At 64.6% G+C, this 17,355-nt stretch carries 17 protein-coding genes; 12 read left to right on the top strand and 5 right to left on the bottom strand.

Going from position 1 to position 17,355, the window contains the following annotated elements; translation table 11 throughout:
* Positions 1-43 precede the first annotated feature (43 nt).
* Positions 44-1,183: an ABC transporter ATP-binding protein gene (locus tag CJU94_RS31935; protein WP_095422519.1), complete on the bottom strand. Its 1,140-nt coding sequence runs from the start codon at positions 1,181-1,183 to the stop codon at positions 44-46.
* Between the two features lie 205 nt (positions 1,184-1,388).
* Here CJU94_RS31935 and CJU94_RS31930 point away from each other — a divergent pair, with 205 nt between their 5' ends.
* Both CJU94_RS31930 and CJU94_RS31925 read left to right on the top strand, forming a co-directional pair.
* Complete coding sequence (locus CJU94_RS31930; RefSeq protein WP_095422518.1) at positions 1,389-2,405, top strand: LacI family DNA-binding transcriptional regulator; 1,017 nt, start codon at positions 1,389-1,391, stop codon at positions 2,403-2,405.
* 189 nt (positions 2,406-2,594) lie between these two features.
* Positions 2,595-4,067, top strand: coding sequence for an NAD-dependent succinate-semialdehyde dehydrogenase (locus CJU94_RS31925; RefSeq protein WP_095422517.1), 1,473 nt, complete (start codon positions 2,595-2,597; stop codon positions 4,065-4,067).
* Positions 4,068-4,176: 109 nt separating this feature from the next.
* Here CJU94_RS31925 and CJU94_RS31920 read toward each other — a convergent pair whose 3' ends face one another.
* Complete coding sequence (locus tag CJU94_RS31920; RefSeq protein WP_095422516.1) at positions 4,177-4,902, bottom strand: haloacid dehalogenase type II; 726 nt, start codon at positions 4,900-4,902, stop codon at positions 4,177-4,179.
* Between the two features lie 332 nt (positions 4,903-5,234).
* On the opposite strand from CJU94_RS31920, the gene CJU94_RS31915 reads away from it, so the two are divergent.
* The 10 genes from CJU94_RS31915 to CJU94_RS31870 all read left to right on the top strand — a co-directional run bounded on the left by CJU94_RS31915 (position 5,235) and on the right by CJU94_RS31870 (position 14,707).
* On the top strand, positions 5,235-6,593 hold the full coding sequence (locus CJU94_RS31915) for an MFS transporter (RefSeq protein WP_095422515.1): 1,359 nt from the start codon (positions 5,235-5,237) through the stop codon (positions 6,591-6,593).
* A gap of 57 nt (positions 6,594-6,650) precedes the next feature.
* Positions 6,651-7,868 carry an acyl-CoA dehydrogenase family protein gene (locus CJU94_RS31910; protein WP_095422514.1) on the top strand — a complete coding sequence of 406 codons (1,218 nt, stop codon included), beginning with the start codon at positions 6,651-6,653 and terminating at the stop codon, positions 7,866-7,868.
* A 22-nt stretch (positions 7,869-7,890) separates the two neighbouring features.
* Positions 7,891-8,442 carry a 4-hydroxyphenylacetate 3-monooxygenase, reductase component gene (gene hpaC, locus CJU94_RS31905; RefSeq protein WP_095422513.1) on the top strand — a complete coding sequence of 184 codons (552 nt, stop codon included), beginning with the start codon at positions 7,891-7,893 and terminating at the stop codon, positions 8,440-8,442.
* A 2-nt stretch (positions 8,443-8,444) separates the two neighbouring features.
* Positions 8,445-9,152 (top strand): EthD family reductase, encoded by a 708-nt coding sequence (locus CJU94_RS31900; RefSeq protein ID WP_095422512.1) that lies wholly within the window; start codon positions 8,445-8,447, stop codon positions 9,150-9,152.
* Positions 9,153-9,181: 29 nt separating this feature from the next.
* Positions 9,182-10,132, top strand: a complete 951-nt coding sequence (locus tag CJU94_RS31895) for a LysR family transcriptional regulator (protein WP_095422511.1) — start codon at positions 9,182-9,184, stop codon at positions 10,130-10,132.
* Positions 10,133-10,152: 20 nt separating this feature from the next.
* Positions 10,153-11,052 carry a LysR family transcriptional regulator gene (locus CJU94_RS31890; protein ID WP_095422510.1) on the top strand — a complete coding sequence of 300 codons (900 nt, stop codon included), beginning with the start codon at positions 10,153-10,155 and terminating at the stop codon, positions 11,050-11,052.
* Positions 11,053-11,176: 124 nt separating this feature from the next.
* Positions 11,177-12,499, top strand: a complete 1,323-nt coding sequence (locus CJU94_RS31885; protein WP_095422509.1) for an MFS transporter — start codon at positions 11,177-11,179, stop codon at positions 12,497-12,499.
* 92 nt (positions 12,500-12,591) lie between these two features.
* Positions 12,592-13,632: an amidohydrolase family protein gene (locus CJU94_RS31880; RefSeq protein WP_095422508.1), complete on the top strand. Its 1,041-nt coding sequence runs from the start codon at positions 12,592-12,594 to the stop codon at positions 13,630-13,632.
* Complete coding sequence (locus CJU94_RS31875; RefSeq protein ID WP_095422507.1) at positions 13,629-14,297, top strand: RraA family protein; 669 nt, start codon at positions 13,629-13,631, stop codon at positions 14,295-14,297. The genes CJU94_RS31880 and CJU94_RS31875 overlap by 4 nt, the downstream gene beginning before the upstream one ends.
* A gap of 11 nt (positions 14,298-14,308) precedes the next feature.
* Positions 14,309-14,707: a hypothetical protein gene (locus tag CJU94_RS31870; RefSeq protein WP_095422506.1), complete on the top strand. Its 399-nt coding sequence runs from the start codon at positions 14,309-14,311 to the stop codon at positions 14,705-14,707.
* A 21-nt stretch (positions 14,708-14,728) separates the two neighbouring features.
* Here the strand turns inward: CJU94_RS31870 and CJU94_RS31865 are convergent, their stop codons facing one another.
* The 3 genes from CJU94_RS31865 to gcvA form a co-directional block, all read right to left on the bottom strand.
* Positions 14,729-15,583, bottom strand: a complete 855-nt coding sequence (locus tag CJU94_RS31865) for an AraC family transcriptional regulator (protein WP_095422505.1) — start codon at positions 15,581-15,583, stop codon at positions 14,729-14,731.
* A gap of 25 nt (positions 15,584-15,608) precedes the next feature.
* Entirely contained in the window at positions 15,609-16,322 is a 714-nt protein-coding gene (locus tag CJU94_RS31860; protein ID WP_095422504.1) for an alanyl-tRNA editing protein, read from the bottom strand.
* A gap of 126 nt (positions 16,323-16,448) precedes the next feature.
* On the bottom strand, positions 16,449-17,339 hold the full coding sequence (gcvA, locus tag CJU94_RS31855; RefSeq protein ID WP_208645388.1) for a transcriptional regulator GcvA: 891 nt from the start codon (positions 17,337-17,339) through the stop codon (positions 16,449-16,451).
* Positions 17,340-17,355: the final 16 nt, after the last annotated feature.

Here is a 17,355-nt window from a genome sequence, read left to right as displayed (position 1 = left end):
TTGATGAAATCAGTCGTTGCCCGGAGTGATCACGCCCGAAAACTCAAGCGGCGGCCCGTTCGGGCTCGAACGCGCTGCGCCGCAAGGCAAGCCCGTCCGCGTCGAACAGGTGGCACGCGGAAGGCGGCACGTGAATGGCGATACGCTCGCCGGAGCCGATCGGCGTATCACCCGCCGCCTTGGCGATGAGCGTGCCCGCGGCATGATCCGCGTGAATATAGCTATGCTCGCCGAGCCGCTCCGACAATACCGTCGTGCACTGCACGACCTGCCCGCCGCCGTCGAGGCGCAGATGCTCCGGCCGCACGCCGAGCGTGACCGGCTGACCGCGCTGCAAACGTTGACCATCCACGTGCGCGGTCAAACGCTCGCCGCTTTGAGCCAGCGTGACCGTCAGGCTGCCCGGCTCGATCGAATCGACCACGGCGTCGATGAAATTCATCCGCGGCGAACCGATGAAGCCCGCCACGAAGCGCGACTTCGGATGGTGATACAGCTCGAGCGGCGCGCCGCTTTGCGCGATGCTGCCGAAGCGCTCCGCATCCGCGCCGGCGTGCAGCAGTACGATCCGGTCGGCGAGCGTCATGGCTTCGACCTGATCGTGAGTGACGTAGACCACGCTCGCGTTGGCAAAGCGCTGATGCAGACGAGCGATTTCGACCCGCGTCTGGCCGCGCAGCGCGGCGTCGAGATTCGAGAGCGGCTCGTCGAACAGGAACACGCCGGGCTCGCGCACGATTGCGCGGCCGATCGCGACGCGCTGCCGCTGCCCGCCCGACAGCGCCTTCGGATAGCGCTGCAAAAAATCGTCCAGTTGCAGAATCCGGGCGGCTTCGCGCACCTTGCTGTCGATCACATCCTTGGGCTGTTTCGCGAGCTTCAGACCGAACGCCATGTTGTCGAACACGGTCATGTGCGGAAAGAGCGCGTAGCTCTGGAACACCATCGCCACACCGCGGCCGGCGGCGGGCACGTCGTTCATCAGGCGCCCGCCAATGTGCAACTCGCCTTCGCTCAGGTCTTCGAGTCCGGCGATCATTCTCAGCAGGGTCGACTTGCCGCAACCCGATGGGCCCAGGAATACGCAGAACTCATGCTGCGCAATCTCCAGATTCACGCGCCGGATCACCGGCGCATGGTCACCATACGACTTCTGCACGTCCGTCAAACGAATGCTTGCCATGCTGCCCCCTTCGGATTTAACCGCTTAAATTTTCTGGAAAAATAAGTGGCCAACCCTTGTGCGGCAGGCATTTAATCGCTTAAATTCGGGTTTGAAGGAAAAACTCATGTTGATGTCTCCGCTGTGTGTTTTCCAGCAAGTTATCAACCTCGCCCACGGCTTGCAACATTTGAATCGCATTCCCTGAATCTGGGATAAAGAGCTTATGGTCACTCTCACGGAAGTCGCGAAACGCGCTCACGTCACCGCCGCCACCGTCTCCAACGTGCTGCGCAACCGCGAGAAAGTGCGCCCGGAAACGGCTGAACGCGTGCTCAAGGCGATCGCCGATCTCGGCTACCGGCCCAATCTGAACGCGCGCGCGCTCGCCGAGGGCCGCTCGTCCACGCTCGCCCTGATGCTGTCGAACATCTCGAACCCGTTCTACCCCGAGTTCGTGCTGGCCGCCGAGCGCGCCGCGCGCAAAACCGGCCACTTCCTGATGGTTTGCAATACTGACGACGATGCCGAGATCGGCCGCGCGTATCTGAACCAGATTGCGGGCACGCTGGCCGACGGCGTGCTCGTCATGAACACGGATATCGCGATCAACGACCTGTGCGCTTCGGCCATGCACAGTGCGCCCATTCTGCTGGCCATGTGGGAGCACCCGGAGTCGCCGCCCGCGCTGCCCTGCATCGCCGTGGATTTCGCTCGCGCGGGCGAGCTGGCCGCGCGGCATCTGCTCGAACTCGGCCACCGCGAAATCGGCCTGCTGATCGGCGACGGTTGCGGCGGCTTGCAGGATGCGCGCTCCAACGGTTTTCGCGCGGCGATGCACGCGGCCGGTATCGAGACCGATGCGGCGGCGGTGCTGCAGATCCGCGACTCGATCGACGCCGGCTACGCCGCCTGCATGCAGTTGATGGCAAACCGGCCGCACCTCACAGCGATCTTCGCGACCAACGACCTGCTCGCGATCGGCGCGGCACAGGCTCTGATCACGCTGGGCCGCGCGGTGCCGGACGACGTTTCGGTCATCGGCATTACGGACATTCAGCTCGCGCACCAGGTGCACCCTGCCCTGACGACGGTCGCGATCCAGACCGCCGCGATCGCGGAGTTGTCGATCGAGAGTCTGATCCGGCTGATCCAGATGCCTGACCAGCAGCCGTCGATGGTGCTCGCCCCGCCGCCCACGCTGGTGGTGCGCGCGTCGACCGGACCGCGGCGGCTGAAATGAATTCGCAAGCCAATCAGCAGAAAATGCTGTCAGCGCCGCAAAAAAACGGTGTGCAAACCGCCAACGCCCCGATTCGCCATTTCGTCGATTGCGGCGCAGGCGTAGCATCGATTCATTAATCGACCCACGGTACGCGGCCGCGCCGCCGTGTGCCTCGCCGCATCAAGGGCAACCTGAAGGAGCAACCCGATGTCTCTCACATTGACGCGCAGTGAACTGATTCGCCCGCAGAACCTGATCGACGGAACATGGACCGGCGCCGCCGACGGCGCCCGCTTTGCCGTCACGAACCCGGCCACCGGCGAAACGATCGTCGAAGTCGCGGACAGCGGCGCCGCGGATGCGCGCGCCGCCACCGACGCCGCAGCCCGCGCGTTTCCCGGCTGGCGCGATAAGCTGCCGCGCGAGCGCGCCGAGATTCTGCGGCGCTGGCACGCGCTGATCGTTGCCAATACCGACGACCTCGCGAAGCTGATGTCGACGGAACAGGGAAAGCCGCTCGCGGAAGCCCGCGGCGAGGTCGCTTACGGCGCGTCGTACGTGGCATGGTTCGCCGACGAAGCAACCCGCATCTACGGCGACCTGATTCCGCAGCAGCAGCGCGGCAAGCGCATGAGCGCGGTGAAGGAGCCGGTCGGCGTGGTCGCGGCCATCACACCGTGGAATTTCCCGCTGGCCATGATCGCCCGCAAGATCGCGCCGGCGCTCGCGGCCGGGTGCACCGTCGTCGCCAAGCCCGCCGAGGACACGCCGCTCACCGCGCTCGCCCTCGCCGCGCTCGCGCAGGAAGCCGGCCTGCCGGACGGCGTGCTGAACATGCTGTCGGCGTCGCGTGAACAGGGCATTGCCGCGGTTGCCGATTGGCTCGCGGACGCGCGCGTGCGCAAGATCACCTTCACCGGCTCCACGCCGGTCGGCAAGCATCTGGCGCGGGAATCCGCGGGCACGTTGAAGAAGCTCTCACTGGAACTGGGCGGCAACGCGCCCTTCATCGTGTTCGACGACGCCGACCTCGACGCCGCCGTCGCCGGCCTGATGGCGGCGAAATTCCGCAACGGCGGCCAGACCTGCGTATGCCCGAACCGCGTCTATGTGCAGGCCGGCGTCTATGGGCGCTTTGCCGAGCTGCTCGCGCGACGCGTCGCTGCCTTGAAGGTTGCGCCCGCAACGGACCCGGACGCGCAGATCGGCCCGATGATCAACGAACGCGCGATCGAGAAGATCGCCCGTCACGTGGAAGACGCCGTCAAGCACGGTGCAAAGATTCTGACGGGCGGCAAGCGTCTGACGGAGCTCGGCCCGAACTACTATGCGCCGACCGTGTTGGCGGACGCGCGCGACGACATGCTGGTCTGCTGCGAAGAAACCTTCGGCCCGGTCGCGCCGCTCTTCCGTTTCGAGGACGAAGCCGAAGCGATCCGTCTCGCCAACGACACGCCGTTCGGCCTTGCCGCCTACTTTTACACGCAGGACGTGCGGCGTATCAATCGCGTGGCCGCGCAGCTCGAAGCGGGGGTGATCGGCATCAACGAAGGCGCGGTGTCGAGCGAAGCGGCGCCGTTTGGCGGCGTGAAGGAATCGGGCTATGGCCGTGAAGGGTCGAAGTATGGACTCGACGACTACATGTCGATCAAGTACCTGTGCCAGGGCGGGCTGGATTGACGAGCTGCAATCCAGCGAATACCTGACTGCGTGAACGCTCTGCCGCCGAACGCCATCGCCTCCAGCTGCAAGGAGGCACTGCGCCGAGGCGGCAGGTTTCGTTCAGACGCTACTTTGCCTCCAGAGCCTGCTGATGCGCTTTCACCAGGTCGGCCATGCTATTGAAGCGAAAATCGACGCTGGGCTGTGAGCCCGGATCCATCGTCGCGCCGAAGCCCTGCTTCGCGTGCCGGCGATAAATCCAGCACGACGCCAGGCCGAATTCGTTCGCCGGTTTATGGTCGTGGAACAGGCTTTCCGCCGTGTGCAGAATCGTCTCCTTCGTGATGCCACGCTCCCTCAGTTTTTCCAGCATGTACTCGAAATTGCGCGGCGACGGCTTGTAGGAACCGATGTCTTCGGCCGTGAAGACCGCGTCGAATTCGACCTGCAGTTTCGCGTTGCTATAAGCAAAGCTTTCGTTGTCGACGTTCGACAGAATCACGAGTTTGTAGTGCTGCTTCAGGTAGTGCAACGCGGCGGCCGAGTCGTCGAACGCAGGCCAGTTCTGAATGGACTTGCCGTAGGCCACGCAGTCGGCGAGCGTACACGGCACCCGCCACTCCTCCGCAAGGCGCTTGTAGACAATCGGTAGAAGCTCCTGATATCGCCGCCCCGGCGTGTACTTCTGCTGCGACGACTCGTGCCGTGCGTGCGCTTCGAGCACCTGGTCACGCGTCAACGGCGGCTCGACGCGCGCGAGCAGCGGCCGCAAGCCTTCGAAAATACCCGTTTCCCAGTCGATCAGCGTCCCATAGCAATCGAACGTCAGCGTATCGAAGTCGGTCAGTCGCATTGCGGTTCTCTCCGTGGTTCGCGGGATAAGTCCACAGTGTAGAGGCGCGCCGCGCCGTTCGCCAAATCTCAGTTGCCCGAAGCAAAACCCACAGTGCTTCGTTTCAGACGCGAACACAAACGCAGACGCAAACGCATCCGTCGGCCCGGCGGCTTCGCGCGAAGTGGCGCAACCGTCATGCACGCGATTCATGACGGCCATTTTTGGCCCGAATTTGACCGCATTTTTTCACGGTCCTATCGTTCGACATGCCTGCCGGGCTCGTCTCGCCGCTCCTGCCGAAACACATGGCGAGAACGCGCGACCCTCCACATCGTGACCCTCCACCTGCCATGAATTCTGACGCGACAGCTGTTCTGACACCCGTGCCCGCCATCCGGCCCACCAGCAAGGTTCGTCGCGCGGTGACGACCGCCGTGCTCGGCCAGGTTCTCGAATGGTACGACTTCTTTCTCTACGGCACCGCCGCCGCGCTCGTGTTCGGCAAGCTGTTCTTTCCGGTCGGCAGCGATCCGCTCACGGGCACGATCGCGGCATTCGGCGGCTTTACCGTGGGTTTCATCGCGCGGCCCATCGGCGGCGTGTTGTGCGGCCATATCGGCGACCGCTATGGCCGCAAGACGGTGATGATGCTGACGCTGCTCGTCATGGGCACGGCCACCGCCTGCATGGGTCTTTTGCCGACCTATCAGCAGATCGGCCTCGCGGCGCCCGTCATGCTGGTGCTGCTGCGCATTCTGCAGGGCCTCGCCGCCGGCGGCGAATGGAGCGGCAGCATCCTGTTGATTCACGAAAATGCGCCCGCCTCCCGGCGCGGCGCGCTCGCGGCCTGGAGTCCGTGCGGCGCGGCGTTCGGATTCGTGCTGTCCACCGCCGCGTTTCTGCTGGTGCAAACCCTCTCTCCCGCCGACTTTCATAGCTGGGGCTGGCGCGTGCCGTTCCTCTGCAGCGCCGTGCTGGTCGCGCTCGGCCTGTGGATGCGCCGCTGCGTCGACGAAAGCGCGGAGTTCGCCGAAGTCAAGGCAACTCGCCGCGACGCCCGCATGCCGATCGTCGAAGTGCTGCGCCAATGCCCGCGCCAGGTGCTGACGGTGTTCGGCCTACGCTTCGGTGAAGGCGCGGCGTCATACATCTTCTTCGCGTTCTCGATTGCGTATGGTCAGTTCGTCGGCCTCAAATCGAGCTGGGTGCTCGGCGGCCTGACGTTGTCGATGCTGCTGATGATCCCCGTGTCCCTGTTGATGGGACGTCTCACTGACCGGATCGGCCGCAAGCCGGTCTATCTCGCCGGCGCCGTGGCGATGGTGCTGGTGGCCTACCCGTATTTCACGCTGCTCGGCTCCGGCGTGCTGTGGAAAGTAATCACCGCGCTCGTGCTCGCCAACAGCATCACGCTCGGCATTCTCGAAGGCGCGCAGCCCGCGTTCATCAGCGAGTTGCTGCCCGTTCATCTGCGCTTTTCCGGACTCGGCATCGGCCGCGAGATTTCGTCGGTACTCGGCGGCGGACTCTCGCCGATGGTGGCGACGGCGCTGCTCGCGCATTACCGCAGCGCCGCGCCGGTAGCCGTGTATTTCGTCGTGCTCGGGTTGATCACGGTCGTCGCCACCTGCCTCGCACCGGAGACCTTTCCAAAAGCAATGCGGCTTCAGGCGAAGGCCAAAGAGCATGCAGAGCACGAAAGTGCGTGATATCGCGTCGACGTCACGTCGCCCAATCTCACTCCCCCCAATTCTCAAGCCGTCATCATGCAAAGCCTTCAGATGAGCAGTCTTTCGACCTACACCAACGAACCTCGCGCGATCGATCACGCGGAGCCGTATCCCGAGTACGCGGGCCCGATCACACTCGACGCGCTGATCAGCGAGATCGAACGCCGTCGCGACGAGTTCGATCAACTCTCGCATGTCCCGCGCGACATGATTGCGAAGATGAAGCGCGCCGGTATCTTTCGCGCGAGCACGCCGCAACGCTTCGGCGGCGACGCCCTGCCGCCCGCGCAATTTCTGCGGATGCTCGAGCGCGTTGCGATCGCCGACGGCTCCGCTGCCTGGGTGGCCGCGTTCGGCTCGGCGAACACGTATCTCGCCGCCTTGCCGATCGAAACCCAGCAGCGGATTTACGCCACCGGCCCCGATCAGGTGTTCGCTGGCGGCCTCTATCCGCTGCAACCGGCCACCCAGGCGCCAGGCGGCTTCCTGGTCAGCGGGCAGTGGCGCTTCGCGAGCGGCTGCAAGGGCGCGGACTGGATCGGCGTCGGCATCGGCGGCGCGCCCGCCAATGCCGGCGAGGCGGGCGCGGGCAAGCCGTTCACCGCGGTGTTGCCCGCGCGTGAGGTCGAGATCGTCGAAAACTGGAACGTGGTCGGCATGCAGGGAACCGGCAGCCACGATTTACGGCTGCGCGAGAAATTCGTCCCCGCGCAATGGACCTTCGTGCGCGGCGGCGCGGCGCTGATCGACGAACCGCTCTACCGCTACCCCGCGGTCGCCTATCAGGCGCAGGTGCATGCCGCCGTCAACATCGGGCTTGCGCGAGCGGCGCTCGATCTGCTCACGGGCATGTCCGGCTCGACCAGAACCACCACCGGCGCGCCGCGCCTCGCCGACCGTGGCTATTACCGCTCGGGCCTCGCGAAAGCGGAGGCCAGCTGGCGCAGCGCGCGCGCGTTCTTCTACGAATCCGCCGAGGCCGCATGGCGGACGATTATCGACGGCGATACCGTCTCGCAGGAACAGGCGAATCTGTTGCGCCTCAGCGCGACCCACGCCGCGCAGACGGGCGCCGACGTGGTGATGCAGGCCTATCAGATGGCGGGCGTCGCCGCGATCTATCGCGAGAATCGCTTGCAGCGTCTGGTGCGGGATTCGATTGTCGTGACACAGCATGCGTTCCTGGGCGAAGGCACGTACGACGCATCCGGCGCATTGTTCGCCGGCGTGCCGCCGGTCACGCCGTATCCGTAAGCGGTGCGCCCCGCCTCACGCCATGCAAAAGGAAGAGAACGTGACGATCGACGACACCCGAAAGCGTTTCCGCGACGCGATGGCTTGCCTGCCAGCCGCCGTCAACATCATCACCACGAATGGACCGGGCGGCCGCTGCGGCATCACCGCGAGCGCGGTGTGCTCGGTGACGGACGCGCCGCCTACCATGCTCGTCTGTATCAATCAGGCCAGCTATGTACATGACGTACTGCATCGCAACCGCAGCGTGTGCATCAACGTGCTCGCCGCGGAATGCCAGGAGCTCGCGCGCGATTTTGCCGGCATGACGGCGTGCTCGATGGACGAGCGCTTCGAACGCCACGCATGGACGGGGGGCGCGTCGTCGGCGCCGGTGCTCGCGGATGCGATCGTCAGTCTCGAAGGCGCGATCGTCGACATCAAAACGGTCGGGTCGCACTCCGTGATGTTCGCCCAGATCCGCCATATCGCGCTGCGCCAGGATGGCGACGGCCTGATCTACTTCGGGCGGCAGTTTCATCGCCTGGCGCGGCCGCCAGCAGCGGCGCCGGTTGCCGCGCAAGCCACGAGGTGAACGTGGAAGTCTGTTTCTTTCTGATTGGCCACGGGGCGCCCGCGCGCGACGCACAGCACGCCGATCTGGCGCGCCTCGAAGCGGCATCGCAGGACACGGAGGGATTGCGCCGTTTCGCGATCCACGTGCCTGCGGAATCGCACGACTGCGATCCTTTGTCGAAGACCAACGCTGCCGCGCGCCCCCGCTGCGTGCTGCAATGGTATTTCGACGAACTCGAACTGCTTGAACAGGCGCTTCGCCCCGGGAGCGCGATGCACGATATAACGGACGGCTCGTCGAACACGGGTCTTACCTTCACCCAGCAGACCATGGCGGTCAGGAAATACGCCACCCGGGATCCCGGCGTTCCTGCCGCTCGCGTCGAACGCTGCACGTATCTCGTCAGCTACGAAGGCGAAGCGCGGGACTTCAACGCGTGGCTTACGCATTACCTCGCGCACCATCCACCGCTGATGGCGCAACTGCCCGGCATTCGCGAGCTCGAAATCTACACGCGGCTCGATTGCCGCTCGGGTCTGCGCGCCGAGCGCGCCATGGCCATGCAACGCAACAAGGTGGTCTTCGACGATCCCGCGTCGCTGGCCGCTGCTCTCGCGTCGCCCGTTCGGGCCAGCATGAAGCGGGACTTCGACGCCTTTCCGCCTTACAGCGGCGCGACGCTGCATTTCCCTATGCGCAGCATTTACGGTAATCTGAAACCCAAATAAATGCCCTTCCTCGCCGCGATCCGAACGTCATGACCAAGTCGCACCCCGGCATTACGGATTTGAACCTGCTGCGCGTCTTTCTGGCCATCTCCGATTCGCGCAGCCTGACCGCCGCCGGGGAGCGTCTCGGACTCACGCAGCCGGCGGTCAGCCACGCGTTGCGCCGGCTGCGCGTTCTGTTCGACGACCCGCTCTTCGTTCGAACGCCCGCCGGCATGGTTCCCACCGACGCCGCCTTGCGCCTGCATGCGCCGCTCACGCAGGCATTCGGGATCATCAACGTCGCGGTTCAGCAAATCGCCAGGTTCGATCCCGCCACGGCGCAACGCGTGTTTCGCGTGTCCATGTCGGATATGTCGGAGTTCTATTTCCTGCCGCCCCTCCTGTCGATGCTCGATCGCAGCGCGCGTGGCATTCGCCTCGAAATTGCGAATGTCTCCGTCGACTCGGTGAGCGCGGCCATGCGCAGCGGCAAGGTCGATCTCGCGCTCGGCTATGTGCCCGGTCTCGATCCAGGCTGCGTGAGCAGAACGCTCTTCGTCGACGAACATGTTTGCGTGGTGCGGGCCGGCCACCCGCTGCGCAAACAGAAGCCGACCAAGGAAGATCTCGCGAGCCTTCGCTACGTCTATGCCAGCACCAACGCGACCGGCCACCGGATGGTCGAGCAGTGGCTGGAAGAGTTGAATCTGCGTCGCGATATCGTGCTGCGCCTGCCGCATTTCGTGGTGGCGCCGGAGATCGTTCAGCACACCGACCTCGCCGTGATTTTCCCGCGCAGTATCGCGCAGCGCTTTAACCGCAACAAAGCGTTTCGCATCCTGCCTTTGCCGTTCGCGCTGCCGCCCATTGAAATTCAGGTCCACTCGCACTCGCAATTTTCCGCGGATCCGGGCATTGCGTGGCTGCTCGACGCGATTTACGACATGTTCCACCAACCGGCGATCGGCGCGCAGACACCTGACCTCGCACTGCGTTAGGCCCGGAGGAAATAACCGATATGAACCTCAGAGCCCTGCAGTGCTTCGTGATTCTCGCCGAGGAGCTCAATTTCAGCCGCGCCGCCGAGCGCCTGCATATCGCGCAGCCCGCGTTGAGTCAGCAGATCCGTTCGCTCGAAGAACGGCTCGGCACGCAACTGGTGGACCGCGCGAGGCGTCCGCTGAGCTTGACCGAGGCGGGCCAGTATCTGTGCAGCGAGGCGCGGCAGATACTCGGCAATCTGGAACAGATGACGCTCGCCGCTCAGGAAATCGGTGTGGGCCGGCGTGGCTGGCTAAGCATCGGCTTCACGCGTTCGTCGATGTACAGCATCCTGCCGCCCGCGCTCAAAGCGTTCCACGAGGCGTATCCGCAGGTCGAACTCAAACTCTTCGAGATGCTTACCGAAGAACAGACCGATGCGCTGCGCGACATGCGCATTCACATCGGCATCGGCCGGCAGCCGCTGACGGTCGAGGGCTGCACGTCGTACCCGTTGCTGCGCGAGCGCGTCATGGCCGCGCTCGCGCCGGGCCATCCGCTCGCCGCGCACAAGAAAGTGCGCATGGCCGATCTCGCCGATACGCCGTTGATTCTGTATCCGAAGCACCAGAACGCCCAGTTCAAACGCTCGGTGCAGTCGCTCTACCGCGACGCCGGGATCACCCCGGTCGTCGCGCACGAGGCTTATGAAATCCAGACCGCGATTGCCCTGGTGGCCGCGGGTCTGGGCGTGACGTTCATCGGCGAATCGGTGGCGCGGCACGGGCGCACCGACGTGGTGTTCCGCCACCTCACCGGCCCGGGTTCGTCGTATCGCTCCACGCTCGCGGCCACCTTCCGCACCGACGATCCTTCGCCTCATCTGCGTGCGTTTCTTGCCTGCCTCCCCGCGCCGCTCAAAGACACCACACTATAAGCAGAAAGTTATAGAAGCATAAGCAAGCAGTCTTGGACTCCCTGCGCGCGCGTTCTTATCATTGCCTCACACATGATTAGAACGCAGCCACGGTTACGGCCGTCGCCGCCAGGGAGGAGACAGGATGAGCGTGATCAATGAAGCCGCAACCATGCGAAAAGTCTATGGGCGCCTGATGCCCCTGCTCTTCGCGATGATGTTCTTCAACTATCTCGACCGGATCAATATCGGTTTCGCCGCGCTGGACATGAACAAGCAGCTCGGTTTCAGTCCGGCCGTGTTCGGATTCGCGGGCAGTATCTTCTTCGTCGGCTACATGCTGCTGGAAGTGCCGAGCAATCTGTTGCTGCATCGCGTCGGCGCGCGCCGCTGGATCGCGCGCATTCTTCTGACGTGGGGCGCGGTCGCCGCCGCCACGGCGTTCGTATTCAACGATTCGAGCTTCTACGCGCTGCGCTTTATGCTCGGCGTCATGGAAGCGGGTTTTCTGCCGGGCGTCGCGGTCTATCTGACCAAATGGTTTCCCGTGCGCTATCGCGCACGCGCGGTGGGCGGCTACATCATCGCCGGTTCGTTTTCGGCGGTGCTGGGCGGTCCCATTTCCACCGCATTGATGACCTACGCGAACGGCATTCTAGGCTTGCAGGGCTGGCAGTGGATGTTCATTCTCGAAGGCGTGCCGGCCATGCTGCTCGGCCTGCTGACGCTGCGCATCATGACCGAGCGTCCCGCCGACGCCGACTGGCTGTCCGGCGACGAAAAACGCTGGCTCGAGTCGACGCTCGCCGCCGAGCGCGAAACGCTGGGCGGTAACGCGCATTTCCCGCTGTTGCGCGTGGCGGCCGACATCCGCGTCTGGAGTCTTGCGTGCCTGTTCGGGTGCGCGCTGGTCGGCATTTACGGCCTCTTTCTCTGGCTGCCGCAGATCGTCAAGAGTCTCGGCCATCTGACCAATCTCGAAGTCGGCTTTCTGTCAGCCGCGCCGCCTTTGCTCGGCGTGCTGGGCACCTTCCTGATCAGCCGCAGTTCCGATCGCACCGGCGACCGCAAAAAACACCTCGCCTTCGTGTACGGCATGAGCGCGGCCGCCATTGCCGGCAGCGCCTACGCACCGAACCCCATGGTCGCCTATGGGCTGCTGTGCGTGACCGGCTTGTTCATCTATGCGGGCAACCCGTTGTTCTGGAGTCTCGCGTCCTCATTCAGGACCGGCGCGGCGGGCGCGGCGACGATCGCGCTGATCAACACCATCGCCCAGTTCGGCGGCCTGGTCGGGCCGTGGAGCATCGGCCTCGTGCGCAATGCAACCGGCAACTTCAAGCTGGCCTTGCTGACGATCGCGGCTTTTCTGGTTGTCGCGACGATCATCGCGCTCGTCATGCGCGTCACGCCGGCAGAGGACGAAGCAAGCTCGCTCGCCACCGGCGAGGCCGCCCCGCGTGCCTGAGAAGCGGCCCAACGAGCGGATGGAACACAAGTGATCGCATCAGCGGACACACCACGCGCACGCGCGGCGACAACTCACAGGATTGGCCTACCATGATCATCGATTGCCACGGTCACTACACGACCGCCCCGCGCCAGCACGAAGCCTGGCGCGCCCAGCAGATCGCCGCGCTCAGGGATGGCGGCACGCCGCCACCACGGCCCGTCATCACCGACGACGAGATTCGCGAGAGCATCGAAACCGGCCAGCTGCGCATTCAGCGCGAGCGCGGGACCGACCTCACGATCTTCTCGCCGCGCGCCGCCGGTATGGGCCATCACCTCGCCGCCGCGGACGCCAACGCGCTCTGGTCGAGCGCATGCAACGACCTCGTGCATCGCGTGTGCGAGCTGTTTCCGCGCAACTTCGTCGGCGTGTGCCAGTTGCCGCAGGCGCCCGGCGTGCCGCCCGCGAACTGCATCGCCGAATTGCGGCGCTGCGTCGAAGAGCTTGGTTTTATCGGCTGCAATCTGAATCCGGATCCGTCCGGCGGCCACTGGTCCGGCCTGCCGCTCACGGACCGCTCGTGGTATCCGCTCTATGAAGCGATGGTGGAACTCGACGTGCCCGCGATGATTCACGTCTCGTCGTCGTGCAATCCGAATTTCCACGCGACGGGCGCGCATTACATCAACGGCGACACCTCGGCGTTCATGCAGTTGCTGCAGGGCGATCTGTTCGCCGACTTCCCGACGCTGCGTTTCATCATTCCTCATGGCGGCGGCGCCGTGCCTTATCACTGGGGACGCTATCGCGGCCTCGCGCAGGACATGCAGCGCCCGCTGCTCAGCGAATACCTGCTGAACAACGTGTTCTTCGACACCTGCGTCTATCACCAGCCGGGCACCGAACTGCTCGCCAAGGTCATTCCAGTCGGCAACATCCTGTTCGCGTCGGAAACCATCGGCGCGGTTCAAGGTATCGACCCGGAGACCGGCCACTATTACGACGACACGCGCCGCTATATCGACGCCATAGACTGGCTCAGCGACGCGGACCGTCAGCGCATCTACGAAGACAACGCGCGCGCCGTGTATGCCCGGCTCACGCGTCAACTCGATCGACAACTCGCTACGCAAGGGGCAACAGCATGAATCCAATCGGTTGGCGCGAATACGAGTCCGCGCCGCAGGCCAACGCGGCCACACTCGACGCGTTGCGTGAGCTGGCCGTGTCGCTGCTGAGCGACAACATGGCGCGCGCGAGCGGCATGGTGGGCTTGCGGCCCTACCATCAGCCGAGACCCATGGCCGGCACCGCCGTTACGGTCCACACGCGGCCGGGCGACAATCTCGCGATTCATCGCGCGTTCGACTTTTGCCGGCCCGGCGACGTGCTCGTCATCGACGGCGCGGGCGAACTCACGCAGGCGCTGATGGGCGAGATCATGGCCAGCTTTGCGGAAAGTCTCGGCGTGCAGGGGCTCGTGATCGACGGCGCGATCCGCGACGTCGGCGCGCTGCGCCAGCGCGATTTTCCGGTGTACGCGCGCGGTGTGACGCATCGCGGGCCGTACAAGAACGGACCGGGCGAAATCAACGTGCCGGTCACGGTCGGTGGCATGGTGGTGCATCCTGGGGATATCATTGTCGGCGACGAAGACGGCCTGCTCGCCATCGCACCCGCCGACGCGCAAGCCGTGATCGAAGGCGCGCGTCGCCAGCATGCGAAAGAAACAGCCGCGCTCAAGTCGATTGCCGACGGCAGCTTCGACCGCTCGTGGGTCGTTCCGCACCGGGAACGGATGATGAACAACTGATTGTGAGCCTCATGGCGCAATATCTGAACACGCCAACACTCCTCGAGCTCGCGCACGCCGCGCAGGCGCGCGCCACCGCCCCCTGCTCGTGCACGAAAACCCCGCTCGACGGCTGGCAATCGCAACCGTTGTCGCTCGATGAAACGCAGTTCGAGGAAATCGGCACGCTGTTGCCGGAGGACGATCCGGAGCCGACGTTCAGCGAGTATCTGCCGGGCAAGACCAGTTATTGGGCGGCGGACGCGCCTATCGCGCCGAGATACTTTCCCTATAACCGGTGCGCCGTGTGGCAATGCTCATTGTGCGGACGGCTTTATCTGCGTTATGTGGAGGGCGGCGGGTATTTCGTCGACCGCAGGATTCGGGCGGTGCGGGCGGCGCTGATCGAGGACGTGCCTTTGCCGGCGTGAGCGCGGCGGCGAATGCGCCGCTCAATGCCCCGGCTTTAACGCCGCGTACGCACCAGGCGTAATGCCGTATGCGCGCTTGAACAACCGGTTCAGATGACTCTGATCGTAGAAGCCCACGGCCGCCGCAGCCGTCGCCGCGGTGTGGCCGGCCGCGAGCATGCGCTTCGCCGCCAGCAGCCTCACCTGTGTCGCGTACGCGTGCGGCGGCAGGCCGAACGTCTTGCAGAAGGCCCGCGTGAGGTAATAGCGGCTCAGTCCCACCAGCTCCGCCAGTTCGTCGACCGAAATATCCCGTTCGTAATTGGCGGCGACGTACTCACGCACCTGCTCCATCTTGCGCGCTTCGCGCCGCGTTTCGACCGGCTCTTCGGCTGGGCGGCCATAGCGCCCGACCAGCATCCCCATCGCGGCCCACCAGTTCGCCTGACGCTCCATCAACGACACGCAGCCCCGTTCGTCCAGGCTTGCATGCGCCTTGACCAGCAGGCCCGCGAGGTGCGGATCCTGATAGAGTCCCGGCGGAATCAGCAATGGCTTGTCGGCGCGCGCGTCGGGAGAAAACACCGCGCTGAGCGCACCGATGCCTTCCATGTCGAGATAGATCGCGCGATAAATCCATTCGCGGCCTTCCCAGACCTCGCCGCTATGGTATTCACCCGGCCCGAAAACCAGCACACTGCCGGGCCCCGCAATCTCGCTGCCCGCGCGCGTATGGCATTGGCCCGCTCCGGCTTCCGTCATGACGATGACGAGTTCGTCGTGCAGGTGCCGGTCGAACTTGTGATTGCCGTAGCGGGCGCTGGCGAGACATGCGCCGTCGAGCGCGCCGTCGCGCCAGCAGACCACTTCCGGCTCGCTTTTATCCGATGTCTCCATAGCTCGCGCTCCGTCCGAATGCCCTTCACACCAGCTCGATTCTGACCCGGCGATTGCGGCGGCCCTTGTTTTCGATCTTCGCGATGCGGATGGGCCGCGACTGCGCCGTATTGGTCAGATGCGTGCCGCCGCATGCCTGCCGGTCCAGATCGCCGATCTCGACGATGCGCACCGTGCCGTCCGGCGTCGGCGGCGGCGCCACCGAGAGGCTGCGGATCAGACCCTGCGTCGCCTTCGCTTCCGCGGCGCTGACATAGTAGGCGCGCACCTCCATCGCCTCGCGGATCACTTCGTTGGCCGGTTCTTCCAGCAAACGCAGAGCGTCGTTATCCGCGTCGGGCAGATCGAAATCCATCCGCGCGGTGCCGTCCGCGTTGATCTGCGCGCCGGTCACGAGCGCGCCGGCAAAGCGCTGATACACGAGCGCGTTGAGAATATGCGTTGCGGTATGGAGCTGAGCGACCGTGGCGCGGCGCGCCGCGTCGATCGCCACATGCACGTTGCCGGCCAGTTCCAGCGGCTCGTCGAGCAGATGCCACAGCATCTCGCCTTCCGTCGCGACGCCGGTGATGCGCACCGCGCCGTTCGCGTGCGTGAGCGTGGCCGCGTCCGACACCTGGCCGCCACCGCCCGGATGCAACGCGGAACGGCCCAGCACGACCGCGCCCGGCCGCGCCGCGATCACGGCTGTTTCAAAGTCCAGCAGGTCCGGCTGCTCATGGCAAAGATAGTGCGGCACCTTGGTGTCCTCGCAGGAATTGACTGAATTCGCCTAGCATACCCAGTCCCGTGCGGGACCGTCTTGGTTAAAAATGCCCTCCGGACGGCCTGCGCTTCAGCGAAAAACCTTGTGCCATGCAAGGCCTCACCGTTCCAATTCGGCAAACAGCCAATCATGGAAGCTGCGCAGCTTCGGCAAATCCGCACGCGACTTCAACAGATTCAGCGTATAGCCGTTCACGCTGAGTCCGTCCACACCGAATGGCGCGACGAGCCGCCCGGTTTCCAGTTCGCGCTGCGCGAGCAGCAGGCTCTCCAGACACACGCCCAAGCCGTCGACCGCGGCGCTCAACGCCATGAACGAGCGGTCAAAGCGCGGCCCGCGTCCAATATCGATCCGCGTCTTTCGATGCAAACGCATCCAGTCCCGCCAGCCGACCAGACAGCCCTCGCTATGAATCAGCGGATGGTGCTGCAAGTCCGCGACGCTGCGCAGCGGGTAGTCGCCGCTCATGAGCGCCGGCGCGCACAGCGGCACGATCGTCTCGGGCGGCAATTCCAGCACCAGCGTGCCGGCCGGCTGCAGCTTGCGCGGACCGTAGCGGATGTCGATATCGACCGCTCCAGAAATCAGGTCCGCCGCTTCCGACGACGCATTCAACCGCACGTCGATATCCGGATGCGCCGCGCTGAAACGCGCGATGCGCGGCATCAGCCATTGGGTCGCGAAACTCGGCGTGCTGTGAATCGTGAGGATGTCGCTCTTCGCCACCCGGCCAATCTCGCGCGTCGCCGCGTCGATGCGCGCGAACGCCGAGGTGATTTCCTCAGCGTATTGCCGACCCGAGTCCGTCAACAGCACCGTGCGATGCAGCCGATGGAACAGACGAATGCTTAATTGCTCTTCCAGCAGCTTGATTTGATGGCTGATCGCCGAGGGCGTCACGAACAGTTCTTCTGCTGCGAGCGCGAATGACGAAAGCCGTGCGGCCGCTTCGAAGGCTTGTATCGACTTGAGCGTGACGCGATTGTGCATGGCAGCATCCACGTGA

This window comes from Paraburkholderia aromaticivorans (genome assembly GCF_002278075.1).
Classification (GTDB): domain Bacteria; phylum Pseudomonadota; class Gammaproteobacteria; order Burkholderiales; family Burkholderiaceae; genus Paraburkholderia; species Paraburkholderia aromaticivorans.
The sequence above is the reverse complement of the archived record's forward strand: the minus strand, read 5'-3'. Positions and strand labels throughout refer to the sequence as shown.